A 24,970-nucleotide genomic window follows, 5' to 3' on the forward strand; every position below is an offset into this window, starting at 1 on the left:
GCAGCATGACCCCCGACGCATCGTCACTCGTCTCGGGGAGAGCACGTTGAAGAAGACCCTGTCCGTCGTCGGCTCGATCCTGCTGGCGGCCACCGCACTGAGCTGGCCCGCCGCCTCCGCACAGGAGGATCCCGCCGCCGACACCGCGATGATGCTGGTGATGGACGCCTCGGGCTCGATGGCCGAGCGCACCGGCGGCGGCTCCACCCGCATCCAGGCGGCGAAGGACGGCCTCGACGCGGTGATCGACGGCCTCCCCGACGAGCAGCGCGTCGGCTTCCGCGTCTACGGGGCGAGCGACGTCGCCGAGGACGACCCGGCGGCGTGCACCGACTCCGAGCGCATCGTCGACCTCGACACGGACAACCGCGACGCGCTCCGCCAGGCCGTCGCCGACTACGAGCCCGTCGGCTGGACCCCCACGAGCCACGCCCTGCGCGAGGCGGCGAAGGACCTCGGCGACTCCGGCCAGCGCACGATCGTCCTGGTCTCCGACGGCGAGCCGACGTGCGACCCCGATCCCTGCGTCGTCGCCCGGGAGATCGCGAAGGACGGCATCGACATCCGCATCGACGTCGTCGGGTTCGACGTCTCCGGCGGCGCGAGGAAGACGCTGCAGTGCGTCGCCGACGAGGGCAACGGCACGTACTACGACGCGGACGACGCCGAGAGCCTGACCGACAGCCTGCGCGTCTCCTCGGTGCGCGCCTCGCGACCGTTCGACCTCACCGGCACCCCGGTGAAGGGCACGCCCACGGAGGACGGGGCTCCCCTGCTGGCGCCGGGTCAGTACACCGACACGGTCGCCGTCGGCGGGCCGTCGAACTACCGCGTCGCGCGGACGGCGCCCGACTCGACCGTCCACGTCGGCGCCGTGATCAGTGGCGTCAGCGGCGACCTCGGGGCATCCGCGACCCTGCGGACCAAGCGCATCGGCGGCCTCATGTGCTCGGGCTCCACCACGTACGGCCTCGACATGTCCAGCCGGTCGCCGGTCTACTACGGCGGCGTCTCCAGCTGGGTGCGGGACGCCGACTCCGAGTGCCGCACCGACGACGAGCTCGGGGTGCAGGTGGAGCGCAGCGTCGGGCAGATCGAGGGCCGTCCGATCGAGCTGGCCGTCTACGAGGAGCCGCCCATCACCTCCGAACTCGCGCCCGGTGCCGCCGGAGGCGAGCCCGAGTGGGTCGCGCCGACGCCCGGCACGGCCACCGAGGCCGTCCCCGGCACGAGCATCGCCAGCGCGCCCGAGGTGGGGCCGGGCACCTACCAGTTGGACATCAGCGCCGGCGAGACGCAGGTCCTCGCGGTCCCGGTCGACTGGGGCGAGCAGGTGCGGGCCCAGGTCGACGCGAAGCTCAACGACGAGGTCCGCGACGCCGCGGCCATCGGTAGCGGGCTGGACGTCTCGGTCATCAACCCGTTGCGGCGCGACGTGACCATCAGCCTCTACGGGAACTGGCCCCAGGACTGGACCCGTGACCCGTGGGCGAACCTGCGCGAGAACATCGCGTTCCGCACCGGCGCGATGTCGTGGCCGCTGCACCCCGCGAACCGCGCGCAGAACGACACCACCCGCGAGGGAGCCTCGCTGGCGGGGATGCACTACGTCGTCGTCAGCCTCAAGCTGCGCGGCGACGAGACCAACCTGCCCTACACGCTGACGCTCGACCGCGAGAACGTGCTGGGCGACGTCGCCCCCACGTACGCCGACGTCGACGGGCTGACAGCGCCGGTGGCCGACTCGCGCCTCGTCGACTCCCCCGTCACGGCCGCGGCGGAGAAGACCGACGACGCCGACACCCGGGCGGCTGCCGGCGCCGAGGACTCCGCCTCGCTGCTGCCGTGGGTGGTCGGCGGGGCGGTGGCCGCCCTGGTCCTCGCGGCCGGGATCGTCATGGTGCTCCGGCGCCGCCGCTGATCAGCGGTCGGCCTCGGCCTTCCCCACCTGCGGCAGGACCACCGAGGTGCCGGCGCCGCCGGGCCAGCAGGAGAACCCGATCGGGACCTCCTGGCCGGCCTTGACCATCTCCTCGAGGGAGTCGAGGCACTTCGAGACGAGCACGTTCGGGTCGCGGGACACCGAGCCGGCCAGGTTCTTGTTGGCGAGGGCCTGTGCCTTCGCGGTGGCCTCGCGCTGCTGGGCGATCCGCGTGTTGGCGACCTCGGCCTGGTAGGCGTTGATCTTCTCCTGCGTCTGCTTGTCGAAGCGGATGATCGGCAGGATCACGCTGAGCACCTCGACGTCCTCGCCGACGCGCTCGGACAGCGCCTCGTGCACCTGGGCCGAGTAGGCGTTCAGGTCCACGCCCGCCGAGGTGGTGGCGCCGTCGGAGCCGATCCCGGCCTTGACCGACTCCAGGGGGTCGTAGTCACCCAGCACCTCGTTCAGCGCGGCCTTGAGCTCGCGCGTGACGAGGGAGTCGCGGATGTTCTCCATCTGGCGATAGTCCTGGTAGAGCTCCTTGCCCGCCTCGAGGCGGATGCGCCAGCGGATCGTCGCGTCGACGCCCGAGGTGGAGCCGTTGCCGATGCGGATGTCGATCGCGCGGTCGGCGCCGGTGAAGTTGTCGGTCTGGATCGTGCCGTCGAGCTTGTTGACCTTCTGCCATGGCGCCTTCACGTGCAGGCCGTTCGACCACACGGCGACGGGTCGGCCGAACGACGTGACGACACCGATCTCCCGCGTCGGCACGATGGCGGTCATCGAGACCACCGCGACGATCACCGCGAGCAGGCCCAGCGCGACCGCGGTTGCGGTCGCCGGCGCGGACGGCTTGGACTGCGCCCGCAGGTGCCGACCCACCAGCACCGCGCCGACGACTCCTGCGACCAGACCGACCAAAACGAACAGGGTGAACACCGCTGTACCTCCCGAGAAATGTGCGACCGAACCGCTGAACCCTATCGGCCCGGAATGCGGATTCGGCCCCTATCCGTCTCAGGGAACGAAGAATTGGTCCACCATTCAGGCTCGACGTGGGATCATGGAAGAACGATGGCCACCTCACAGCGTCCGCGACGCCACCTCGCGAGCAGCCCTTTCCCGAAGAAGCCCGACGTGGCTGACGAGGTCTACGAAGTGGGCGCGCGCGTGTCCCACGACTCGTTCGGCCTCGGTCGCGTCCTCAGCGTCCAGGGCAAGAACTCGGCGCAGGTCGACTTCGGCAACGGAGCGGTGCACGTACCGCTTCCGTGCCGTTCGATGACCGCGCTCTGATCCGAACTACTCGACCGGCAGGCCGAGCGAGCGTGCGATGAGCATGCGTTGCACCTCGCTCGTGCCCTCGCCGATCTCGAGGATCTTCGCGTCGCGGTAGAACCGCGCCACGGGGTACTCCTCCATGAATCCGTAGCCGCCGAACACCTGTGTCGCCACGCGCGTCGCCGTCACGGCGGCCTCCGAGCTGTAGAGCTTCGCCACCGACGCCGCCTGCTTGAAGCGCTGGCCGGTGATCCCCGCGTCCTTCATCGCCGCCGCCTGGTAGGTCAGCGCGCGGGCCGCGTCCGCCATCACCTTGAGATCGGCGATCTGGAACGCCACGCCCTGCTTGCGCCCGATGGGGCCGCCGAACGTCTGGCGCTCCCCCGCGTACCGCACGCACTCCTCGAGGCAGGCCTCGATCAGGCCGACGGCCAGTGCGGCGATCGCGACGCGGCCGTCGTCGAGGGTCGCCAGGAACTGCGCGTAGCCGCGTCCCCGCTCGCCCAGCAGGTGGTCCTCGGGCACGCGAACGCCGCTGAAGCTGAGCGCGTGCGTGTCGCTGATGTGCCAGCCGAGCTTGTCGTAGGGGGCCTCGGCCACGAACCCGGGCGTACCCGCCGGGATGACGATCGCCGAGATCTCCGGGCGCCCAGCGTCGCGGGTGCCCGTGCGCGCCGTGACCGTGACGAGTGACGTGATCTCGCTGCCGGAGTTGGTGATGAACTGCTTCGCGCCGTCGACCACCCACGAGTCCCCGTCGAGCACGGCCTTGGTGGCGGTGGCTCCCGCGTCCGAGCCGGCGCCCGGCTCCGTGAGGCCGAAGCCCGCCAGCGCCCGGCCGGCGACGAGGTCGGGCAGCCAGCGCTCCTTCTGCTCGGGCGTGCCGAACGTCTGGATCGGGTTGATGCCCAGTCCGACGCCCGCCTCGAGGGTGATGCCGATCGACTGGTCCACCCGGCCGAGCTCCTCGATGGCCAGGCACAGGCTGGTGAAGTCCGCGCCCGAGCCGCCGAACTCCTCCGGGGCGGTCAGGCCGAACAGCCCGAGGTCGCCCATCGCGCGCACGACGTCGACCGGGAAGTGGTGCTCCCTGTCCCACTGCGCCACGTGGGGCGCGATCCGCTCGGCGGCGAAGTCACGGACGACCCGCCGGAAGTCCTCGTGCTCACGAGACAGTTCGAAGTCCATGGACGAAGGTTAACAGGCGTTAACCTTCGCCACCGGGCCTAGTCCAAAAGGACCATCTTGGGATCGTCTCGCAGCAAAACGGACAATCTGTCCCACTTATTTCACTAGTCTCTCAGCGTAATTTAAGGCTGCATTACCAATCGAGGGACTTCATGAGCACCACCCCGCCGTTCGACCCCAACACCAACCCCAAGGCTGCTGCCAAGGCCGCGAAGGCCTACGCCAAGGCCACGCGCCCCTGGTTCAAGAAGAAGCGCTTCATTATCCCGATCGCCTTCGTCGCGCTGGCGATCGCTGGAAGCGCCTTGAGCGGCGGAGAGACTGAGCCCACTGACGAGAAGCCTGTCGCTGCCGCAGCCGAAACGACGACTGCCGCCAAGACCGAGAAGAAGCCCGCTGCGAAGAAGCCTGCCGCCAAGCCCAAGTGGAGGAAGGTCGCGGAACTCTCAGGGAGTGCTGACAAGCAGTCCGACACCATCAAGCTCACGGGCGAAAAGGTCCGGCTCTCGTACGAGTTCAAGGACACGTCCGGGATGGACATGGTCGTCGGCGGCATCTACCTCCTCGACGAAGGCACCGATCTCATGTCGGACGGCGGAATCCCCGAGGTCATGATCTCCGAGGCTGGCAAGGACAGCACCATCCTGAGGAAGGACAAGGGCGAGTACTTCCTGAAGGTGACCGCGGCCAACGTGGAATACAAGGTGGTCCTGGAGGAGCTCAAGTAAACCTGATCACTCGATTGCAAGGTGGCCCTTGTCCTACGGGACGGGGCCACCTTCGCCGTTCCAGACCCTGCGCCATAGACTCGCCACTGCCGTTCAGACGCGAGGAGTATTCGTGAGCAAGCCCCTGCAGAAGGTCCTGGTCGCCAACCGTGGCGAGATCGCGGTCCGCGTGATCCGCGCCGCGAAGGATTCCGGAATCGCCAGCGTGGCGGTCTACGCCGAGCCCGACCGTGACGCGCTGTTCGTGCGCCTCGCCGACGAGGCCTATTCGCTCGAGGGCTCGACCCCCGGCGACTCCTACCTGTCGATCGAGAAGATCATCGCGGTCGCCCAGCGCTCCGGCGCCGACAGCGTGCACCCCGGCTACGGCTTCCTGGCCGAGAACGCCGACTTCGCCCAGGCCGTCATCGACGCCGGGCTGATCTGGATCGGCCCGCCGCCGGCCGCGATCGAGAGCCTCGGCGACAAGGCCAAGGCCAAGCACATCGCGCAGATCGCCGACGCGCCGCTGGCGCCCGGCACCAAGGACCCGGTCAAGGACGCCGACGAGGTCGTCGCGTTCGCGCAGGAGCACGGCCTGCCGGTCGCCATCAAGGCGGTCTTCGGTGGCGGTGGCCGCGGCCTCAAGGTCGCCAAGACGATCGAGGAGATCCCCGAGGCCTACGAGTCCGCCGTCCGCGAGGCCGTCAGCGCCTTCGGCCGCGGCGAGTGCCTCGTGGAGAAGTTCCTCGACAAGCCCCGTCACGTCGAGACCCAGTGCCTGGCCGACAGCCACGGCAACGTCGTGGTCGTGTCTACCCGCGACTGCTCGCTGCAGCGTCGCCACCAGAAGCTCGTCGAGGAGGCCCCGGCACCGTTCCTGTCCGAGGACCAGCTCGAGCGCCTCTACGCCTCCTCCAAGGCGATCCTCAAGGAGGCCGGCTACGTCGGCGCCGGAACCTGCGAGTTCCTCGTCGCCCGCGACGGCACCATCAGCTTCCTCGAGGTCAACACCCGCCTGCAGGTGGAGCACCCGGTCTCCGAGGAGGTCACCGGCATCGACCTCGTCCGCGAGATGTTCCGGATCGCCGCCGGCGAGGAGCTCGGCTACGACGACCCCGAGATCATCGGGCACTCGATCGAGTTCCGCATCAACGCCGAGGACGGCGGCCGCGGCTTCCTGCCCGCCCCCGGCACCCTGACCAAGTGGGCGCCCCCGTCGGGCCCCGGCGTCCGCCTCGACGCCGGCTACGAGGAGGGCGAGACCGTCCCGGGCGCGTTCGACTCCCTCGTCGCCAAGCTGATCGTCACGGGCCGCACGCGTGAGCAGGCCATCGAGCGCTCGCGTCGCGCGCTGGACGAGTTCGTCGTCGAGGGCATGCCCACGGTGATCCCGTTCCACCGCGACGTGCTCGACGACGCCGCCTACAACGCGTCCGAGGGATCGTTCGACGTCTACACGACGTGGATCGAGACCGACTACGACAACCAGCTCGAGCCCTACTCGGGCCCGTCCGAGACCGACGAGCCGGGCGAGCGCGAGCGCGTCACGGTCGAGGTCGGCGGCAAGCGCGTGGAGGTCGTCCTGCCGGGCGGCCTGGGCGCGAGCGCGGCTGCGACGGGCACCAAGAAGGCCAAGCGCAAGGCCGGCAAGTCGGCAGGTGCGGCCGCCAGCGGCGACTCGCTGACCTCGCCCATGCAGGGCACCGTCGTCAAGCTCGCCGTCGAGGAGGGCCAGGAGGTCGCCGAGGGCGACCTGGTCCTGGTCATCGAGGCGATGAAGATGGAGCAGCCGATCAACGCCCACAAGGCGGGCACCGTCACCGGCCTGTCCGCCGCCATCGGCGAGACCGTCGGCGCCGGCGCGGTCATCTGCGACCTCAAGGACGCCTGAGCCACACCGCACCACCCCGCGACGCCCCGGTCCTCGACCGGGGCGTCGTCGCGTTCGGGTCAGCGCCCCAGGATCCGGCTCAGCCACCCTCCCTGGACGCTGTCCTCGTGGCCGCCGCACCACTGGCCCGGCGGGGTCGCGGCCCTGACGGCCGCCACGTGCTGCCCGCAACCGGCCCAGGTCGTCTTGCCGCACGTCCGGCATCGCGTGGGACGACACATCAGGACGCCCCCTCCCCCGCCTCGAGCGCGTCCGCGAAGTCGCACACGGCGCTGTAGGCGCGCGCGCCGTGGATCGTCGCCGGGCCCCCGTGCATGAGGAACGTGACGCCGATGGCCTCGGCCGCCTCCTCGCGGGTGGCACCGGCGCGTACGGCCGCCTGGGCGTGCGAGGCGATGCAGCCGTCGCACCCCTCGACCACGCCGATCGCGAGGGCGATCAGCTCCTTGGTCCTGCGGTCCATCGCGCCGTCGGCGAAGGCGGCACCGGAGAGCTCGGCGAAGCCGCGGTAGACGTCCGGGATCGCGCGACGCAGCTGGCGGTGCAGCGGCGACAGGTCCTTCAGGACGGCCGGTCCGTGCTGTCCGGACTCAGGGGCGGAGTGACTCATTCGACACCTCTCGTTGCGGGTTGGCTGTATCCCCCCAGGGGGTTAAGATAGAGCCTACCGACGACCCCCCAGGGGGATCAAGAGAAGGGATGCACCATGACGGACTTCACTCTCAGCGCGACCGTGCCCCAGCCCTACGAGCAGACGCTGGAGCGCGTCCGAGCGCTCCTGGTCGATGCGGGCTTCGGCGTGCTGACCGAGATCGATCTCCGGGCCACACTGCGCGCGAAGCTGGGTGTCGAGACCCCGCCCCGCGTGATCCTCGGCGCCTGCCGTCCCGAGCTCGCGCACCGCGCCCTGGCCACCGACCCGCGCATCGCGACGCTGCTGCCGTGCAACGTGGTCGTGACCGCGAGCGGCGACGGCAGCCGGGTCGACGTCCTGGACCCCGCCGTCATGACCGAGCTGGGTTCGTCCGCCGAGCTCGACGAGGTGGCCGCCGAGGCACGTCGCCGGCTCACCGGCATGATGGACGCACTGGTCCACCACGAGGAGGTCGACGATGCAGCTCGAGCCTGACGAGGTCAAGGCGATCGCCACCCGGCTGAAGCGGGCGAACGGCCACCTCGCATCCGTGATCCGGATGCTCGAGGAGGGCACCGAGTGCGAGGACGCGCTCACCCAGCTCGCCGCGGTCAACAAGGCGATCGCGCGGAGCGGCTACGCGCTCGTGTCGACCGGACTGCAGAAGTGCCTGGTCGAGGAGGGCCCCGACAGCGTCGACAGCAAGAAGCTGGAGAAGCTCTTCCTGGCGCTGGCCTGAGGCGGGCTCAGGAGGCGCGTCGGTCGCCCTCGCGCACGGCGGCGCGGATGTCGGGCGAGACGCCGGGCGTGGAGGCCGGGGCGTGGTGGTCGACCTCGCCGAAGGCCACGCCGGTGGCCCAGACGATCAGGGTGGCGAAGGCCCAGGTGCCCCAGCCGTCGATGTCGAAGCCCGGGCTCGGCACGATCGCATCGGTGAGCACGAGTGCGAGCGCCGTGACGGCCAGTCCGCCGGCGATCGTGTAGACGCGGAGCCAGCCCGGACCGAGGAGGCGCAGCGCGAGGGTGCGCAGCACGACGCTCAGGACCGTGAACAGCACGACGGCCGCCACCCACCAGCCCAGCGTCAGCGTGAAGCCGTCGAGCACCCACGCGGCGACACCAAGGGAGACGGCATTGGCCACGGCGGCCGTGACGATCGTGATCCAGAGTCGCGCGCTCAGCATGGGACGATCATCCCATCCGTGACCCTCAGAAGCCGAACCAGTCCGACTTCAGCCCGAACGCCCAGCGCGCGTCGACGCCCGTGATGGTGCGGCTCGCCTTGGAGCCCTGCAGCTTCAGCGAGACCACGCGGCCGCCCAGCGAGCCGTGACCGTTGCGCTTCGTCACCGTGATCGACGTCAGCTTCCCGATCGTCGGGTACTTCTTCTGGATCGCCGAGGCGCTCACCGCGTGGCTCCACGCGTGGTTTCGGTTGCCCGACCAGTTGTCCCACGGGTCACTGACCGCCTTGAGGTACGGCGTCGAGCCCTGGTTGGTGAAGCCGCCCGACGAGCTCGAGAACTGCGTCAGCGCCGGCGCACCCTGGTAGGTCAGGATCTTGCCCTTGGTCCCGAGGATCGCGTCGTTGGTGCGCTTCGTCTCGTCGGCGTACCCGCCGTAGACCTGGCACGAGACGGTGTCGCAGATGTCGTAGTGCCGCGACGACCCGAGGTAGCGCGAGCCGAAGGTGCGCGCGGCGACCGACTGCGCCTTGAGCGCCTCCATGCTCCAGCTCGACGGCATCTCGCGAGCCACGACGCCGCGGACGTAGGCCTCGAGGCTCAGGACGTTCACCGTGTCGCGCGTGGTCTTCGTCGGCTTTGCGGAGCGGAGCGCGCCCCGGTAGGCGCGGGTGCTGCCGTTCGGCATCACCAACCGGATGGTCGCCGGGCCCTCGAATTGGGCGTCGGACTTGAACGTGCGGAACGCGTACCAGGCCGAGCCGGACTTGTAGGAGACCGTGTTCAGGCCGCGGTTGCTCGGGGCGGTGTCGATCGTCCAGTCCGAGACCGTCCGCGAACCCACCTTGGCGGGCAACGCCTGGACGGCGTTGTTGGCCAGCGTGCGCAGCTTCAGCCCGCTCTGGTGCTTCACCTGGACCGAGTTCGTGGTGTCGGCCGAGACCTGCACGCGGATCGTGGCGGACTTGAACGTCAGCTTCGTGCCCGGGTAGTACTTCTTGAGGATCGCGTCGTACTTCTGGCCGGCGCGGGCGCCGCCCTCGGCGCCGTACTGGCTCATCCCGATGCCGTGCCCGTAGCCGTGGCCCTTGAACGTCACCTTGCCGCCTGACGGCTTGACGACGTTGCGCGCCGAGGGGGCGGGCGCGGGGGCCGGCTTCGGTGCGGGCTTCGGCGCCGTGCTCGTCGCGCCCAGCGTGGCGCCGGCGGGGTAGGGCTTGGCCGAGTAGGCGCTCACGCGCTCCCCCGTGCCGGGCGAGAAGACCGAGACGCGCACCTGGTACTTGCCGCCCCGCTTCAGATTCTTGATAGCGACGGCGTTCTTGTAGGCCGTGACGTAGCGCTTCTTCGTCGTGCCGGTCTCCCAGTACATGACGCGGTAGGCCGGAGCGCCCGCCTGCGCCTTCCAGGCGAACCGCAGGCCCGTCGAGGTCCTCGTGGTCAGCTTGACGCCCGTGGGGGCCGTGAAGGCCCGCGTACGCGCCGTGGGCATGGGCTTGGCCGTGTAGGGGCTCACGCGCTTCTTGGCCGTCGGGTTCCACACCGACACCCGGAACACGTAGGTGCGGCGCGAGTACAGGCCGGTGATCGTCGCGGACGTGGCGCCGACGTTGTAGTACTTCGCGCCGGCCGAGCTGCCCGTCGGCGAGACCATCACCCGGTAGCCCGGAGCACCCGCGACGGCCGCCCAGGAGACCTTCGCCGACGTCGTCGACGCGGACACCTTGACCCCCTTGGGCGTCGCGTAGGTCTTGATCGGGGCCGGGGCCGCCGTCGGGGCGCCCGCGGCCGAGGTGGCCTTGGAGACGTACGTGCTGGTGCGGTCGCGCAGGCCGCCGACGGCGCCGATCCACGCGTACCCGTACTTGCCGGGGCATCCGGTCGACGTCACGTTGCGGTGGCCGTTGATGACCGAGTACCGCTTTCCGCCGGTCGCGTAGGTGCCCTTCGGGTTCGCACCGAAGAACTTCAGCCGCCAGCCGGCGAGCCGCACGACCGCGGACTGCATCGCGGCGCTGGGCTTCACGTAGTCGAAGTGGCCCATCATCGAGATGCCCGTGGCGTACTGGTTCACCGCGTCGACGCCCGAGTGCGCGGCACGCACCTGCTTGGTCATGCCGCCCTTGCGGCCCTCGAAGATCTGGCCGAAGCGATCGACGAGGAAGTTGTAGCCGATGTCGCACCAACCACGGCCCTTGACGTGGTACGTCTGGTAGCTGCGCACGAGGCCCGCGGACTCGGACTTCGTGTAGGTGTTGGAGCCCGCCGTGTGGTGGATGACCACACCGAGGGCCTTGGGGCGGGTGACCGGGGCGCTGCAACTGGTGCCCGCGCCGGCCTTCCACTGCGCCCGCGTGATGATCGAGGGCATCGGCACGACCTTGGGGGTGCCGTCCGCGGCCACCGCCTCGGTGGTGCCTTCCTCCTCCTCGGAGAGGCTGTAGGACGCCGGGGTGACCGGCGTGACGACCTCGGGCTTGCCCGGGTCGATCGTCGTGACCTTGACGTCCTGGGCCGTGCCGGAGGCGGCCTTGACCTCGACGGCGACGCCATCGGCGGGAGCCTCGGTCCACAGCGGCGACGTCCCCGGGCGACCGCCGTCCGTGCTGTCCTCGACGTCGAGACGCTGCCAGTCGCTCCACGCGCCGTTCGTCCGCACCTGGACGCGCACCGTGACGTCGGCGGCGTCGGAGTCCGCGCCCCACGTGACGCCGACCATCCGGAACGGGTCCACGGTGGCGCGCTCGACGGCGTCACCGTCGGCAGCGGGGTCGGGCTCGACGGCGGTCTGCTCGACCTCGACGGCCTCGGAGACCGGAGCGGTCGTGGTGGCCTCGGTGGGTGCCGTGGCGGCAGGGCGCGACACGACGATGTCGGTTCCGGCGGCCTGCGCGGGGGCAGGCAGCATCAAGCAGGCGCCGGCGACGGCGATCGTGGTCAGACCAATGCTGCAGCGGGTCAGCCAGGAATGCATGGGGGAAGTCCATTCTGTGGCGGGTACAACTGTTGCTCATGTTGCAGGAGGAGCACCCGCATCAGACCACACTTTGAAAGGCCGTTCCACCAGTTCGGGTCTGACCTGCGAAACAACACGCGTGTGATTACACGCGTGGGGAGCCCAGATTCAAGTCACGCTTCAGACTTGGCGGTGCAGGCGGCGGGCCACCTCGCCGACGGTGCCGGACATCGACGGGTAGACGCTGAAGGCGTCGGCCACGTGGTCGACGGTGAGCGACGCCGACACCGCGACCGAGATCGTGTGGATCAGCTCGCTGGCCCGGGGGCTCACCACGACGCCGCCGATCAGCGCGCCGATGCCCTGGCGCGCGTAGAGCTTGACGAAGCCGTCGTGGATGCCCTGCATCTTCGCCCGGGGGTTCGCCGCGATCGGCAGGATGGCCGTGTCGACCAGCAGGCCCTGCTCGTCGATCTCGCGCTGGCCGACGCCCACGGTGGCGATCTCGGGCGAGGTGAAGATGTTGCTGGAGACCTTGCGCAGGTCGAGCGGGTGCACGGCGTCGCCGAGCAGGTGGGCCATCGCGATGCGCCCCTGCTGCGCCGCGACCGAGGCGAGCATGAAGACGCCGGTGCAGTCGCCGGCCGCGTAGACGCCCGGGATGTTCGTGCGCGAGACCTTGTCCACCGCGATGAAGCCGCCGTCGTCGGTGTCGATGCCGACCTCGTCGAGGCCGAGGTCGGCCGTGTTCGGGATGGAGCCGAGGGCCAGCAGGCAGTGCGATCCGGTGACCGTGCGGCCGTCGGTCAGCGTGACGACGACCTGGTCGCCCTCCCGGCGGGTGGAGGCCATGCGGGACTTCCCGAGCACGTTCATGCCACGGCGGGTGAAGACGTCCTCGATGAGGTTGGCGGCGTCGGGGTCCTCCCCCGGCAGCACCCGGTCGCGGCTGGACACGAGGGTGACCTCGGCGCCGAGGCCGTTGTAGGCGCTGGCGAACTCCGCCCCCGTGACGCCGGAGCCGACCACGATCATGTGCTCGGGGAGCTCGCGCAGCGCGTACACCTGTTCCCACGTGAGGATGCGCTCGCCGTCGGGCTGCGCGTCGGCGCTGACCCGCGGGTGCGCGCCGGTGGCGATGAGGATGCCGTCGGCCGCGAGCCGGACTTCGCCGTCGGGCGTCGAGGCGATCACGGTGCGAGCGTCGGCGACGCGGGCGACGCCCGACAGGACGGTGACGCCGGCGGAGACCACGCGCTCGGCGATGTCGTCGGACTGGGCCGAGGCCAGGCGCAGGACACGGTCGTTGACGGAGGCCAGGTCGGCGCGCGGCGCCTTGGGCACCTCGACGCCGAGCTCGGCGGAGCGACTGACCTCGTGCAGGAGGTCGGACGTCGCGATGAGGGTCTTGCTGGGCACGCAGTCGGTCAGCACCGTGGAGCCGCCCAGGCCGTCGCGCTCGACGAGCGTGACCTCGGCACCCAGCCGCCTGGCGACCAGCGCCGCCTCGTAGCCGCCGGGTCCGCCACCGATGATCACGACATGGGTCATGTCCCGATTGTCCCGCATGGCGGCGTCACCGCCCGCGGCGAGGGTCAGCGGGCGAAGCGCGGCAGCTGGGTGGAGAGCTCCGCGAAGAGCGCACCGTTGAGACCGAAGACCACCTTGACCTCCTCGACGACCCGCTGCTGGTCGCGGGCGGTCAGCGGGAGGGAGTCCAGGCTGGCGCGGTAGGCGTCCTTGTAGGGCTTCGGCTTGGGGACGGCCTCGAACTGGTAGAAGGCGATGCCCTGACCCTCGGGCAGGTCGAACGTGCGCGCGAGGATGCGGCCGATCGCCTGTCCACCCGACAGGTCGCCGAGGTAGCGCGTGTAGTGGTGCGCGACGAAAAGCGCGGGATCGGCGGCCGAGGCCTCGATGCGCGCGACGTAGCGGTCGACGGCGGCGCTGTGCACCTGCGGCACGCCGGCACCACCGGACCAGAACGCGAGGTCGGCATCGATCGCGGCGAGGCGGTTGATCGCGGGATCGATCACGGCGCCGGCGATGGGGTCGTCGGCCAGGCCGGCACCCACGGACTCGAGCGCGGCGTAGATCGGGCGCAGCATCGCCAGGTACTCGGTGTAGCCGGTCTCGTTCACCCGGCCGTCGAGCAGGCACGACATGAAGCTCGAGCCCTCGGCGTCCTTGTGCTCGGCCTGGGAGCCGTCGCGCATCTGCACGGACAGTCCGGTCTCGGTCGGCAGCACGGTCATGGTCGCGCCTCTCTGTGGGGGTGTGGCTCCATGATATGACACGTTGTCAGATCAAGATGACACTGTGTCCGAAAGACCACGATGTGGGATGACGATCAGGTGACCGTCGGGAGCGGGCAGCACGTGCACGGCGATGCCGTACACCGACTCGACGCGCTCGGGCGTGAGCACCTCGGCCGGCGTCCCCGCGCTGACGAGGCGTCCGCCGTCGATCATCGCGATGCGATCGGCACGGGCCGCCGCCAGCGACAGGTCGTGCAGGACCACGACGACGGCACGGCCGGCCGCGGCGAGAGACCGCGCGACGACCATGACCTCCTCCTGGTGGCGCAGGTCGAGGGCCGCGGTGGGCTCGTCGAGGAGCACCACGCCGGTGCGCTGCGCCAGCACGCGAGCCAGGGAAGCGCGGGCCTTCTCGCCGCCCGAGAGGGCCGTGAACGGCCGCTCCAGGAGGTGGGCGATGTCCGTGCGCTCGATGGCCTCGGCGATCGCCTCGTCGTCCTGCGCCGCCGTGGCGTGGCCGACCCAGGGATTGCGCCCCATCTCCACGACCTCGCGGACGGTGAACGGGAAGCTGACCTGGTTGGCCTGCAGGAGCACCGCACGGGTGCGCGCGAGCTCGCGCGCCGACCACTGCGCCAGGGGGCGGCCGTCGAGGCGCACGTCGCCCTCGGCGATCGGGACGTCACCGGTCAGGGCGCCCAGCAGGGTCGACTTGCCGGCACCGTTGGGGCCCACGAGCGCCAGCACCTCCCCGTGGACGACGTCGAGGTCGCCCCCGCGGACGATGTCGCGCCCGCCGAGGCGGCACACCAGGCCTCGGACCTCGTACGCCGCGGTCATGCCCATCCCCCGGCCTTCGAGCGCGTCGCCCGGACGAGGTAGAAGAAGAACGGTCCGCCGATCAGCGAGGTCAGCAGGCCGATCGGCAGGTCGGAGCCCGGGACGATCGTGCGCGCGAGCAGGTCGGCCCACACGAGCAGCGCCGCGCCACCGATCACGCTCGCGATCAGGAGCGTGCGGTGCGAGGGGCCCAGCAGCATGCGCACGAGGTGCGGCACGACCAAGCCGACGAACGCGATGATGCCGGCGAACGCGACCGCCACGCCGGTCAGCAGCGCGACCAGCAGGATCGAGCCGATGCGCAGGCGCTCGACCCGCAGCCCGAGGTGGGCCGCCGTGCGCTCCCCCAGCGCCAGCAGGTCGTAACGGCGCGCCAGCAGGCACGCGACCACGACGGCGGGCAGGCCCACCGCGGCGACGATGAGGACCTCGCCCCAGCGCGAGCCGTTCATCGAGCCGAGCTGCCAGAAGACGATCTGCTCGCGCGAGCCGGTGTCGGAGGCGAACATCACCAGCGCGAGGCCGGCGCCGGCGAAGGCGTTCACGGCGATGCCGGTGAGCAGCAGGGTGACCACCTCGGTGCGACCGCCGACCCGGGCGGTGGCGTAGACCAGCACGGTGGCCGCGAAGCCGCCGGCGAACGCCAACACGGCGACGCCCCAGCCGCCCAGCGCGACGAACCCGAAGGACAGCGCGATGGCCGCGCCGAGGGCGGCACCCGCCGAGACCCCGACCACGCCGGGCTCGGCGAGCGGGTTGCCGAAGATCGCCTGCATGACCGCACCGGCCACGGCGAGGGTGGCGCCGACGAGCAGGCTCATCGCCACGCGCGGAAAGCGGATCTGCAGCAGCGTCTGCTCGACGATCATGTCGTCCGGGCGCCACGAGGTGTCGATGCCGATGCCGTGCATCATCGCGCCGACGACGTCGCGAGGGCCGACGGGGAGCTGGCCCACCGAGGCCGACACGAACGTGCCGACGACCAGGAGGACGGCGAACCCGGCCAGCACCGTGGTGCGCCGGCCGGCGCTCACCACCGCGTCACTTCTGGGCCTCGGGCACGTAGATCGCGCGGGCCAGCGCCTCGACGACGCCCGCGGAGCGGGGACCGAAGGACAGGACGTCGCCGTCGGACATGTCGACGAAGCGCTTGTTCTGGCCGGCGGGCGTCAGTGCGATCGCGGGCTTCTCGGCCAGCAGGCCGTCGACGCCTCCGGTGGACTCGAGGCCGTTCGTCATCACGAGGATGAGGTCGGGCTTCGCCTTGACCAGCGCCTCGTCGGTGAGCGGCTGCATGCCCTTCCAGCCCATCTCGTTCGCGACGTTCACGCCGCCGAGCGCGCCCACGAGGTCGCCCACGCCGGAGTCGTCGGCGAAGAGGTAGTAGACGCCGGAGTTGCCGCGCAGGTAGAGGAACACCATCCGCAGGCGGTCGGACTCCTGCTGCGGGACGAAGCGCTCCACCTCGGCCTTGGCCGTCTCGACGTCGGCCTCGATGCGGTCGGCGAGGGCCTGGCCGGACTCGGGCAGGCCGACGGCGGCGCCGACGTCGCGAGCCAGCTGGGCGGCCCCCTCGAAGCTGGCGTCGTTGTCGAGGAAGATCACCGGCACGCCGGTGTCGGCGAGCTGCTCGACCACGTCGCGCGGGCCCATCGACCCGTCCGTGATGATCACGGTGGGCTTCTGCGCCATGACGGACTCCGCGTTGACCGCGTGTCCCTCGGCGGTGATGAGGGGGAGGTCCTCCGCGCCCGGGAAGTCGGTGGAGACGTCGCGCGCCACGAGCTGGTCGCCCAGGCCGAGGCCCCACAGCGAGGCCGCGATCGAGCCGGCCATGTCGAAGGCGACGATGCGCGAGGTGTCGGTGACGGTGACCTTGGTGTCGCCCGAGCGCACGTGGGAGACCACCGCCGCCGGCAGCTGCGGCTTCTCGTCCGTGGCGATCGGCTCGATGTGACGATCACGGAGCAGCGCGGTGCTGGGTCCGGTAATCTCCTTGGCCGGCTGCGACGCCTCGAGCTCGGACAGCGCCGGCAGGTCGGCACCGGCACCGGGGTCGCTGCCCGCCTCGTCGGGACCACAGGCCGTGAGCAGCAGCATCGACACAGCGGTCAGCAGCGCGGCGGCCGCGCGCACGGGCCGCGTCACGCGTCCACCCCGGGGGTCCGGCGGCGCATGACGAGCACCGTTCCAGCGATCGCCGCGAGCATCAGCAGGACCGTGGCGCCGATCCACACCAGCCAGTCGCGGGAGGCGGTCGGGGCCAGCGGGGCGATGGCGACGGCCGCCGCGTCGTCGGTGCCGGCGGCGGGCTGCGCCGCGACGGTGGCGCAGTCCTTCGCCACCGTGTACGTCAGCGTCACGGGATCGAGTGCCGCGCCGGTCTCGTAGTTCGGGAAGGCCGCGCTGCCGGCACTCGTGAGCGTGGCGGGGATGCCCGAGATCGTGACGGTCTGGCCGTTCTCGGAGACCGCGCCCGCGCCGAGGTCGAGGTCGGCGAACGGGACGGCGGCGATCGTCCGGCGATCGTCCTTCCCGGCCATCGCCGCGTCCATCGTGCCGCCGGTGTAGTCGACTGAGAGCGTGGCGGACTTCGCGTCGGTCATGGTCACGGCGGGGTTCGCGATCGTGGTGTCGAGAGCTCCGTCGTGGCCCGTGAAGACGACGGTTCCGCCGAACTCCAGCTCGCCCGCGCGCGTCGTCTCGTCGAGCACTCCCTCGCCCTTCGACCAGGTGAACTCGGGCGTCTCGTACGAGGCGTCGCCCTGCGTGGTCCAGTCGCCGTTCGCGATCGAGCCGGACACGTACGCACGGAACGACTCCTTGAAGCCCCAGTCGAGGCGGGCGTCGGAGAGCTCGCAGCCGACGATCCTCTCGGCCTCGGCGACGTCGATCACGATGCCGCGGTCGACCGAGCCCTGAAACGTCAGCGTGTGCTTCCCGGGCTCGAGCGTGGCCGGGATCGTGCCCTTCCACGTGGCGCGGCCCGCGGCGTCGGCGGTGACGTTCTCGGCCAGCACGATGGGTGCCGAGTAGAGCACCACCTTGATGCCGGTCTCGCCCGGAAGGAAGCCCGAGCCCGACGCGGTGACCTGGTCGCCGGCCCTCACCTCGTCCTGCTCGAGGGTGAGACCGGTGGTGGCGGGCGGGCTCGCCGGCGGCGTCCAGTCGTCGCTCGTGGTGGCCGCGACGACCGCGTTGGCCGCGCCACCGGAGGAGACCGATCCGACCGAGAAGGTCACGGGATCGAGCAGCGATCCAGGGGCGTAGAAGGCGCGGCCCTGGTAGGAGAACATCCCGGCGCCGGCAGCGGTGAGACGCGCCGGGGCACCGGCGTACCGGACCCAGCCGGACTCGGTCGAGCGCTGCGCGGCCGCGAGGTCGAGCGTGGCCAGGTCGACGCGACCACGGCCCGTGAGGCTCGCGCTGAGCGTGGCCGAGGTTCCCGACGTGACGCGGACGGAGGGCTGCGAGATCGTCAGGTCGAGCGTTCCGTGGTGTCCGTGGAACTTCACGGCGCCCCGGTAGGACGTGGAGCCCTGGGCGCTCGGCGGCGTCGCCGTGGTGGAGGACTGTCCGAAGCGGTAGCCCGACCCGGTGGACGACGCGCCACCCGAGACCGACACCGAGCCCTTCGCGATGGGGCCGGTGATGTACGAGCGGAAGCTGGCCTTGACGCCCCACGTCAGCTCGCCGGCGCGACCGCCGCGGCTCCGGTCACCCTTCGACTGGGTGGCCTTGCCCGGCTGGGCGACGGGTGCCGTCTTCGGCGGAGCCGTGGCGCCCTTGACGGTGATGGTGCCGTTCAGCGGATCGAGCGCGGTCCCCGCGCCGTACATCGGCGAGCCGCTGTAGTCGAACATCGCCTCCCCGGCCCGGGTGAGGGTGACCGGCGCTCCCGCGATCGTGACGGCGTTGCGTGCGACCTTGGCGCGGCCCCGGAGATCGACCGTCGCGAACGCGAGGTTCCTCAGGTCGTTGCCCTCGCTGTCGCGGACGTCCGCGCGGAGCTCCGAGCGCTGGCCGTCGACGACGAGGCGCAGGTTGCGCACGGTGAAGTCCAGGACACCGTGGTGGCCCGTGAACCGCACGCCGCCGCTCGTGCGGACGTCGACGACCTTGGAGCTCCACGTGCCCGAGGCCGAGGTGAAGGTGGTGCGCGTGCCGTCGTCGGTGGCGGGCGCGAGCGCCTCGGCGGCTCCGGCGACGAAGTCCATCTTCAAGTAGTTGCGGAAGGACTGCTTGAGGCCCCAGGCGAGCGAGCCGCCCGTGACCTTCGCGTCGTTGGCCGGCGGAGTCGTGGGAGCGGGCTCGGTGGGCTCGGTGGGACCCGGCTCGGTCGGCTCGGGGTCGGTGGGCTCCACGACCGTCGCGAGCGTGAGCTGCGCGGACACCGGATCGAGCTCCGTGCCGGCCTCGTACATGGGCGAGCCCTCGTAGGAGAAGAGAGCCGCACCGGCCTGCGTGAGCACGGCGGGAGCGGCGGCGACGGTGACCTTGGCGCCGGAGGAGGTGACCCTGCCGGCGAGGTCCACGTCGGCGATCGCGATCCCGGAGCGGCTGTCGCCGTTGACCACGGCGTCGACCTCGAGCCGCGCGGAGTCGCCCGACGTCACGAGACGCGGCCGGGAGATCGTGAGGTCGAGGACGCCGTCGTGCCCCTCGAAGCGGACTGAGCCCTGAGCGGCGACATCGCTCGCGTCGCCCCACGTGCCCGTGGCCGCGGGGAACGTGAATCCGTCGGGCGCCGCGGTGGCCGGCGCACCGGTGGTGACCTCGCCGCGCGCGATCGGGCCGGTGATGTAGTTCCGGAAGGACGTCTTCAGGCCCCACGAGATCGTCCCGGTGGTGACTTTTGTTCCAGCCTCGGCAGCATCCGCGCGGACGGCGGGAGCCGCCGCGACGGCCAGGACGGCGGCCAGCAGGACGCCCAGAACTCGCACGTGCATGGGCCGGTCGGCGCGTTCGAGCACGGTCACTCCCGTCGGATGGCGGTCAGGATGCAGACCCGGTCAGGTCACCCTTACCTCATCACTATAAGGTGTGCCTTACCTACAGCGGCCGCCGGGTTGGGCGGCTTCCTTTCCGAAAGGATCTGCATGTCTCCCCACACCTTGGTTCGCGGGCGTCGCCTGCTCGCCGGGACGACCGTCGCGGCACTGACCGCCGGCGTCCTCGCGCTCACTCCCGCCACGGCCCAGGCCGCCGAGTCGCAGACGATCGAGGACGGCTCGATCTCGTGGGGCCTGAAGGCGTCGTTCAGGAACTACCTGACCAGCCCGATCGCCCACGGCACGATCACGCCCACCGCCCCTGCCACGGACACCGGCACCCAGACGGTCTTCCCGCAGGCCTCGGGCTCGTGGGCCGCCGGTGAGGCCTCGGTCGGCGCCAAGGGTGCCGTCAGGTTCTACGGTCACGACGGCGCGCTCGACCTCACCATCTCCGACCCGCGCATCGTCGTGGCCGGATCGGGTGCCCAGCTCGTCGTCGACGCCGTCGACAGCGAGGACGTCGCGCACGAGGACGTCGCGTTCGCCGACATCCAGCTGGCCGGTGCCGTGAGCTCCAGCCCCGTCGCCGTGACGATCACCGACGCGCCGACCACGATCACCGCCGCCGGCTCCGGTCTGCTCTCCAACCAGGGCTCGGCCTTCTACGCCCCGGGCACGGCCCTGGATCCCATCAGCGCGCAGCTCGAGGTCGCCTCGAAGCCGGCCGTCACCGTCTCCAAGGTGACGTTCGCTCCCGACGAGACCGCCACGGTCACCGTGAACGGCTCGGGCTTCGACCCGCAGGACGTCATCGGGACACGGCCGCCCTTCGCCGGCCGGTCCGGCGGCGCGTACGTGGTCATCGGGTACTTCTCGGAGACGTGGCGTCCGTCCGCGGGCGCCCCCTCGTCGGCACGCAAGGTCGTCCAGCAGAAGTGGGCGCTCCCGGCGGGTCAGTTCGAGGACCTCTCCAGCGGTGGCGCGTTCGAGCTGAACGCCGACGGCACGTTCGAGACCTCGTTCGAGATCAGCAAGGCGCTCCTGGACACCGTCCGGCAGGCCAACCCCGAGATGAGCGGCAGCTTCGGCATCTACACGTACCCCGGCAGCGGTGCCGCGAACCCGGCCTTCGAGACCTACACGCCCATCTCCTTCGTCCCCGCCGTCCCGGTGACGAAGAGCCTGTCCACCGCGTACGGCAGGGGTGGCACCGTGGGCGTCACCGCTCCGGTCGCCGGAACCGTCACCGTCGCCGGGCTCGGCAGCAAGGTCGTCGCCGCCGGTGGCACGGCCGCGTTCGCGGTCCCCAGGACGCAGACCGCGGGCACGAAGTCGTACCGCGTGACGTTCGCCCCCACCGACGCGAGCCTCACCGCTCCGGCGGCCACGACCGTCACCGTCAAGATCGCCAGGACCGCCGCCTCGAAGGGCAAGGTCAAGGTCACCCGCAAGCCCACGTCGAAGAAGAAGGGCCTGGCCGTCGTGTCGGTCAAGGGCGCCTCGGGCGCGGCCGCCCCGACCGGCAAGGTCAAGATCAAGCTGACCAAGGGCAAGAAGAGCAAGTACGTCACGGCCAACCTGTCGAGCGGCAAGCGCCTGGTGAAGCTGCCGAAGCTCGCCAAGGGCAAGTGGGTCGTCCGCGTCGCCTACTACGGCAACGCGAACTACACGCCGCGCGGCTACGTGAAGGCGGGCTCCTTCAAGGTCGCCAAGTGACCTGAGTCCCCACCCTCCGAAGGCCCTCGTCCGTCGACGGGGGCCTTCGGCGTTCCCGGGGGCCTGCCCCTCACCGCCACACTCCCCCGTCGCCGAGTGGCGCAAACCGGGGTCGCGAGTGGCGCAGAAACGCCCGCCACTCGGTGAGTGGCGGGCGACTTTGCGCCACTCGGCGTTCAGGCGCGGCGGGTCAGGTGGCGGAGACGGCCGCGAGGACGAACCGCGTGGTGGTGTCGGCCGACGCGTGCCGGGCCGAGAGGGTGGCGTGCAGCAGCGAGACCGTGGCGTCGACGTCGTCCACGACGAACTCCCCCTGGGCCACGCCGTCGACGAGGATCTGGCGCAGCACCTGCTCGACCGCGACGACGTGCTCGCGCATCGCCATGACCGACTCGGGCGAGAGCATCGCCCGCAGCTCGGGGCCGAGGCCGATGTGGAAGTCCTTCGACGTGTCGACGTGGTGGCGCACGTACGTCTCGAGGCGCTCGGTCGGGGAGGTCCGGCTGGCGAGCGACTCGTTCAGCTCGGCGAGGTAGCGGGAGGTCTCGTCGGTCGCGAAGGCGACGACGACGGCCTCCTTGTCCTTGAAGTGGTTGTACAGCGACGACCGCCCGACCTCGGCGTGCGCCGCCAGGTCGGCCATCGTGATCAGGTCGAAGGGCCGGTCGCGCAGCAGCTCCACGAGGGCGGCGAAGACCCGCCGGCGCATGGCGGCGCGGTGCTCCTCCAGGGAGTCCCCGATGATCTTCGGCACGTCCGTAGAGTACGCGCCCCGGCGCCGACGTGCGTCCCGCGGCGGACCCGCCACCGAGGTCGCCGAATCGCAACCGTTTCGTCATCGTGAGGGCCGTCCCGAGCCGGATCGCCGTCGGTAGGGTGACTCGGGTGAACGCCTACGACCTCGCCAGCGAAGCCGCCACCGCCCTGCGTGACCGCACCGGAGGCGGCGACCACGACGTCGCCCTCGTGATGGGCTCCGGCTGGCTGCCGGCCGCCGACGCTCTCGGCGAGCCCGAGTTCGAGGTGCCCACCGAGGAGCTGCCGGGCTTCAGCAAGCCGGCCGTCGCCGGCCACGGCGGCTCCATCCGCTCGGTGCGCGTGGGTGATCTTCGGGCGCTGGTGTTCCTGGGCCGCACCCACTTCTACGAGGGCAAGGGCGTCAACGCCGTCGTGCACGGCGTGCGCACGGCCGCGGCGGCCGGGGTCCGCACGATGGTGCTGACGAACGGCTGCGGCGGGCTCAACCCCGCGTGGACGCCCGGCACGCCCGTGTTGATCCGCGACCACATCAACCTGACCGCCACGTCGCCGATCGTCGGCGCGAACTTCGTCGACCTCACCGACCTCTACGCGCAGCGCCTGCGCGACCTCGTCCGCGACGTCGACCCGTCCATCGACGAGGGCGTCTACGTGCAGTTCCCCGGACCGCACTACGAGACCCCGGCCGAGGTGAAGATGGCCGGCATCCTCGGCGGCGACCTGGTCGGCATGTCCACGACGCTCGAGGCCATCGCCGCACGCGAGGCGGGCATGGAGGTGCTGGGCATCTCGCTCGTCACCAACCTCGCCGCGGGGATCTCGGACGCGCCGCTGAACCACGAGGAGGTCCTCGAGGCCGGGAAGTCCGCCGCCACCCGCATGGGCGCCCTGCTCGCCGACCTGCTGCCGCGCGTCTGACGGAGGCCGACGATCGGCGGTCGCCTCCCGCTACCGTGGTCGGATGGACCCGATCGACGCTGCCCGGGACTGGATCTCGCAGGATCCCGACCCGCAGACCCGTGACGAGCTGACCGCCCTGATCGACGCCGGTGACGAGGCCGAGATCGCAGCGCGGTTCGCCGGCCGGCTGCAGTTCGGCACCGCCGGGCTCCGGGGCGAGCTCGGCGCCGGGCCGATGCGGATGAACCGGGTCACCGTGGCGCGGGCGGCCGCCGGGCTGGCGCAGCACCTCCTGGCCACCGAGGCCACACCGAGCGTGGTCGTGGGCTACGACGCGCGAACCAACTCCGACATCTTCGCCCGCGACACCGCCGAGATCATGCAGGCCGCCGGTGTGCGCGCGATGCTGCTGCCCGACCACCTGCCGACCCCGGTGCTGGCGTTCGCGATCGGCCACCTCGGCGCGTCGGCGGGCGTCATGGTCACCGCCTCGCACAACCCGCCCCGCGACAACGGCTACAAGGTCTACCTCGCCGACACGAGCCAGATCGTGCCTCCCGCCGATGCCGAGATCGCCGCCGCCATCGACGCCGTCGGACGGGTCGACGAGCTGCCCCGTGACGACGGCTACGCCGTCCTGGGGGCCGACGTGGCCCAGGCCTACCTCGACGCCGTGGCCGCCCTCGTCCCCGATGGACCGCGCGAGCTCGTCGTGGCCTACACGCCCATGCACGGGGTCGGCGGGCGGCTGCTCGCCGCCGCGACCGAGCGTGCCGGCTTCCCGGCGCCTCACACCGTGGTCGAGCAGCAACAGCCGGACCCGGCGTTCCCCACCGTCGCGTTCCCGAACCCCGAGGAGCCCGGCGCGATGGACCTCGCGCTCGCGCTGGCGGCCTCGATCGACGCCGACGTCGTCATCGCGAACGACCCCGACGCCGACCGGTGCGCCGTGGGCGTGCGCACCGCCGACGGTCACCGGATGCTCACCGGCGACCAGGTGGGCGCGCTGCTGGCCGAGTCCCTGCTGACCCGCGGGGTCGAGGGGACCTACGCCTGCTCGATCGTCTCGTCCGACCTCCTCGGCCGGCAGGCCGCGGCGCACGGTCAGCCGTGGCAGCAGACGCTCACCGGGTTCAAGTGGATCGGGAAGGTCGACGGGCTCGTCTTCGGCTACGAGGAGGCCCTCGGCTACTGCGTCGCGCCGCACATCGCCCGGGACAAGGACGGCATCTCCGCGTCGCTGCTGATCATGTCGCTCGCCGCATCGCTGAAGGCGCAGGGGCGCACGCTGCTCGACCTGCTCGACGACATCTACCGCCAGCACGGCTGGCACGCCACCGGCCAGCTCGCCGTGCGGGTCGACGATCTCGCGATCATCGCGGCGGCGATGGATCGCCTGCGCACCGATCCACCCACCACGCTCGCCGGTGTGCCCGTGACGTCGGTCGACGACCTCGCCGCCGGCTACCAGGGACTGCCGCCCACCGACGGGATCCGCCTCGCACTCGCCGGGGGCAGCCGCATCATCTGTCGTCCGTCCGGCACGGAGCCGAAGCTCAAGTGCTACGTGGAGGCCGTCCTCGCGGTGGAGGGCTCCGTGGACGACGCGCGCGACACGGCGGCCGCGACGGTCGAGGCGATCATCGCCGACTTGAAGGCGTACCTGCGGCTGGCCTGAGCAGAGAGGAACCGCCGTCGGGGCGTCGGAGTCTGCGGCAGAGGAGCCGAGGGAGTG

21 protein-coding genes are annotated in these 24,970 nt (G+C 71.2%); 9 read left to right on the plus strand and 12 right to left on the minus strand.

Annotated features, from left to right (window positions below; translation table 11 throughout):
- Positions 1–46 precede the first annotated feature (46 nt).
- Positions 47–1,921: a VWA domain-containing protein gene (locus H1W00_RS00525; protein WP_181752673.1), complete on the plus strand. Its 1,875-nt coding sequence runs from the start codon at positions 47–49 to the stop codon at positions 1,919–1,921.
- On the opposite strand, the gene H1W00_RS00530 is transcribed toward H1W00_RS00525, so the two are convergent.
- The gene (locus H1W00_RS00530) at positions 1,922–2,863 is read right to left on the minus strand and encodes an SPFH domain-containing protein (protein WP_181752675.1); all 942 of its coding nucleotides are present in this window, start codon (positions 2,861–2,863) and stop codon (positions 1,922–1,924) included. It lies immediately after the preceding gene.
- Between the two features lie 198 nt (positions 2,864–3,061).
- On the opposite strand from H1W00_RS00530, the gene H1W00_RS00535 reads away from it, so the two are divergent.
- The gene (locus H1W00_RS00535) at positions 3,062–3,220 is read left to right on the plus strand and encodes a hypothetical protein (RefSeq protein ID WP_241732797.1); all 159 of its coding nucleotides are present in this window, start codon (positions 3,062–3,064) and stop codon (positions 3,218–3,220) included.
- A gap of 6 nt (positions 3,221–3,226) precedes the next feature.
- On the opposite strand, the gene H1W00_RS00540 is transcribed toward H1W00_RS00535, so the two are convergent.
- Positions 3,227–4,393, minus strand: a complete 1,167-nt coding sequence (locus H1W00_RS00540) for an acyl-CoA dehydrogenase family protein (RefSeq protein WP_181752679.1) — start codon at positions 4,391–4,393, stop codon at positions 3,227–3,229.
- Positions 4,394–4,545: 152 nt separating this feature from the next.
- Between H1W00_RS00540 and H1W00_RS00545 the strand changes: the two genes are divergently transcribed.
- Together H1W00_RS00545 and H1W00_RS00550 are read left to right on the plus strand one after the other, a co-directional pair.
- Positions 4,546–5,121 carry a hypothetical protein gene (locus tag H1W00_RS00545; protein WP_181752681.1) on the plus strand — a complete coding sequence of 192 codons (576 nt, stop codon included), beginning with the start codon at positions 4,546–4,548 and terminating at the stop codon, positions 5,119–5,121.
- Between the two features lie 112 nt (positions 5,122–5,233).
- Positions 5,234–6,994, plus strand: coding sequence for an acetyl/propionyl/methylcrotonyl-CoA carboxylase subunit alpha (locus tag H1W00_RS00550; protein WP_338072784.1), 1,761 nt, complete (start codon positions 5,234–5,236; stop codon positions 6,992–6,994).
- A gap of 220 nt (positions 6,995–7,214) precedes the next feature.
- Here H1W00_RS00550 and H1W00_RS00555 read toward each other — a convergent pair whose 3' ends face one another.
- Positions 7,215–7,604 (minus strand): carboxymuconolactone decarboxylase family protein, encoded by a 390-nt coding sequence (locus H1W00_RS00555; protein ID WP_181752683.1) that lies wholly within the window; start codon positions 7,602–7,604, stop codon positions 7,215–7,217.
- A gap of 96 nt (positions 7,605–7,700) precedes the next feature.
- On the opposite strand from H1W00_RS00555, the gene H1W00_RS00560 reads away from it, so the two are divergent.
- Both H1W00_RS00560 and H1W00_RS00565 read left to right on the plus strand, forming a co-directional pair.
- Positions 7,701–8,123 carry a DUF302 domain-containing protein gene (locus H1W00_RS00560; RefSeq protein WP_181752685.1) on the plus strand — a complete coding sequence of 141 codons (423 nt, stop codon included), beginning with the start codon at positions 7,701–7,703 and terminating at the stop codon, positions 8,121–8,123.
- The gene (locus tag H1W00_RS00565; RefSeq protein WP_181752687.1) at positions 8,107–8,367 is read left to right on the plus strand and encodes a metal-sensitive transcriptional regulator; all 261 of its coding nucleotides are present in this window, start codon (positions 8,107–8,109) and stop codon (positions 8,365–8,367) included. The genes H1W00_RS00560 and H1W00_RS00565 overlap by 17 nt, the downstream gene beginning before the upstream one ends.
- Before the next feature lie 7 nt (positions 8,368–8,374).
- On the opposite strand, the gene H1W00_RS00570 is transcribed toward H1W00_RS00565, so the two are convergent.
- The 8 genes from H1W00_RS00570 to H1W00_RS00605 form a co-directional block, all read right to left on the minus strand.
- Positions 8,375–8,812 (minus strand): phage holin family protein, encoded by a 438-nt coding sequence (locus H1W00_RS00570; RefSeq protein ID WP_181752689.1) that lies wholly within the window; start codon positions 8,810–8,812, stop codon positions 8,375–8,377.
- A gap of 25 nt (positions 8,813–8,837) precedes the next feature.
- Positions 8,838–11,786: a SpoIID/LytB domain-containing protein gene (locus H1W00_RS16890; RefSeq protein ID WP_181752691.1), complete on the minus strand. Its 2,949-nt coding sequence runs from the start codon at positions 11,784–11,786 to the stop codon at positions 8,838–8,840.
- Positions 11,787–11,948: 162 nt separating this feature from the next.
- A complete protein-coding gene (locus tag H1W00_RS00580) occupies positions 11,949–13,319 on the minus strand; it encodes an NAD(P)H-quinone dehydrogenase (protein ID WP_181752692.1) in 1,371 nt (456 codons plus the stop codon).
- Between the two features lie 44 nt (positions 13,320–13,363).
- The gene (locus H1W00_RS00585) at positions 13,364–14,023 is read right to left on the minus strand and encodes a biliverdin-producing heme oxygenase (protein ID WP_181752694.1); all 660 of its coding nucleotides are present in this window, start codon (positions 14,021–14,023) and stop codon (positions 13,364–13,366) included.
- A gap of 51 nt (positions 14,024–14,074) precedes the next feature.
- Positions 14,075–14,866: a heme ABC transporter ATP-binding protein gene (locus H1W00_RS00590; RefSeq protein WP_181752697.1), complete on the minus strand. Its 792-nt coding sequence runs from the start codon at positions 14,864–14,866 to the stop codon at positions 14,075–14,077.
- Positions 14,863–15,903, minus strand: coding sequence for an iron chelate uptake ABC transporter family permease subunit (locus H1W00_RS00595; RefSeq protein ID WP_181752698.1), 1,041 nt, complete (start codon positions 15,901–15,903; stop codon positions 14,863–14,865). The genes H1W00_RS00590 and H1W00_RS00595 overlap by 4 nt, the downstream gene beginning before the upstream one ends.
- A 4-nt stretch (positions 15,904–15,907) precedes the next feature.
- Positions 15,908–17,014 carry an ABC transporter substrate-binding protein gene (locus H1W00_RS00600; protein ID WP_206679941.1) on the minus strand — a complete coding sequence of 369 codons (1,107 nt, stop codon included), beginning with the start codon at positions 17,012–17,014 and terminating at the stop codon, positions 15,908–15,910.
- On the minus strand, positions 17,011–19,839 hold the full coding sequence (locus H1W00_RS00605) for an HtaA domain-containing protein (RefSeq protein WP_181752701.1): 2,829 nt from the start codon (positions 19,837–19,839) through the stop codon (positions 17,011–17,013). Before H1W00_RS00605 ends, H1W00_RS00600 begins: the two co-directional genes overlap by 4 nt.
- Positions 19,840–19,965: 126 nt before the next feature.
- Between H1W00_RS00605 and H1W00_RS00610 the strand changes: the two genes are divergently transcribed.
- Entirely contained in the window at positions 19,966–21,576 is a 1,611-nt protein-coding gene (locus tag H1W00_RS00610; protein ID WP_181752703.1) for an HtaA domain-containing protein, read from the plus strand.
- Between the two features lie 190 nt (positions 21,577–21,766).
- On the opposite strand, the gene H1W00_RS00615 is transcribed toward H1W00_RS00610, so the two are convergent.
- On the minus strand, positions 21,767–22,330 hold the full coding sequence (locus H1W00_RS00615; RefSeq protein WP_181752705.1) for a TetR/AcrR family transcriptional regulator: 564 nt from the start codon (positions 22,328–22,330) through the stop codon (positions 21,767–21,769).
- 122 nt (positions 22,331–22,452) lie between these two features.
- On the opposite strand from H1W00_RS00615, the gene H1W00_RS00620 reads away from it, so the two are divergent.
- Together H1W00_RS00620 and H1W00_RS00625 are read left to right on the plus strand one after the other, a co-directional pair.
- Entirely contained in the window at positions 22,453–23,253 is an 801-nt protein-coding gene (locus tag H1W00_RS00620; protein WP_476692244.1) for a purine-nucleoside phosphorylase, read from the plus strand.
- A gap of 43 nt (positions 23,254–23,296) precedes the next feature.
- Positions 23,297–24,913, plus strand: coding sequence for a phospho-sugar mutase (locus H1W00_RS00625; protein WP_181752709.1), 1,617 nt, complete (start codon positions 23,297–23,299; stop codon positions 24,911–24,913).
- The last annotated feature ends 57 nt before the right edge of the window (positions 24,914–24,970 follow it).

The organism is Aeromicrobium phoceense (genome assembly GCF_013868155.1).
GTDB classification, from domain to species: Bacteria; Actinomycetota; Actinomycetes; order Propionibacteriales; family Nocardioidaceae; genus Aeromicrobium; species Aeromicrobium phoceense.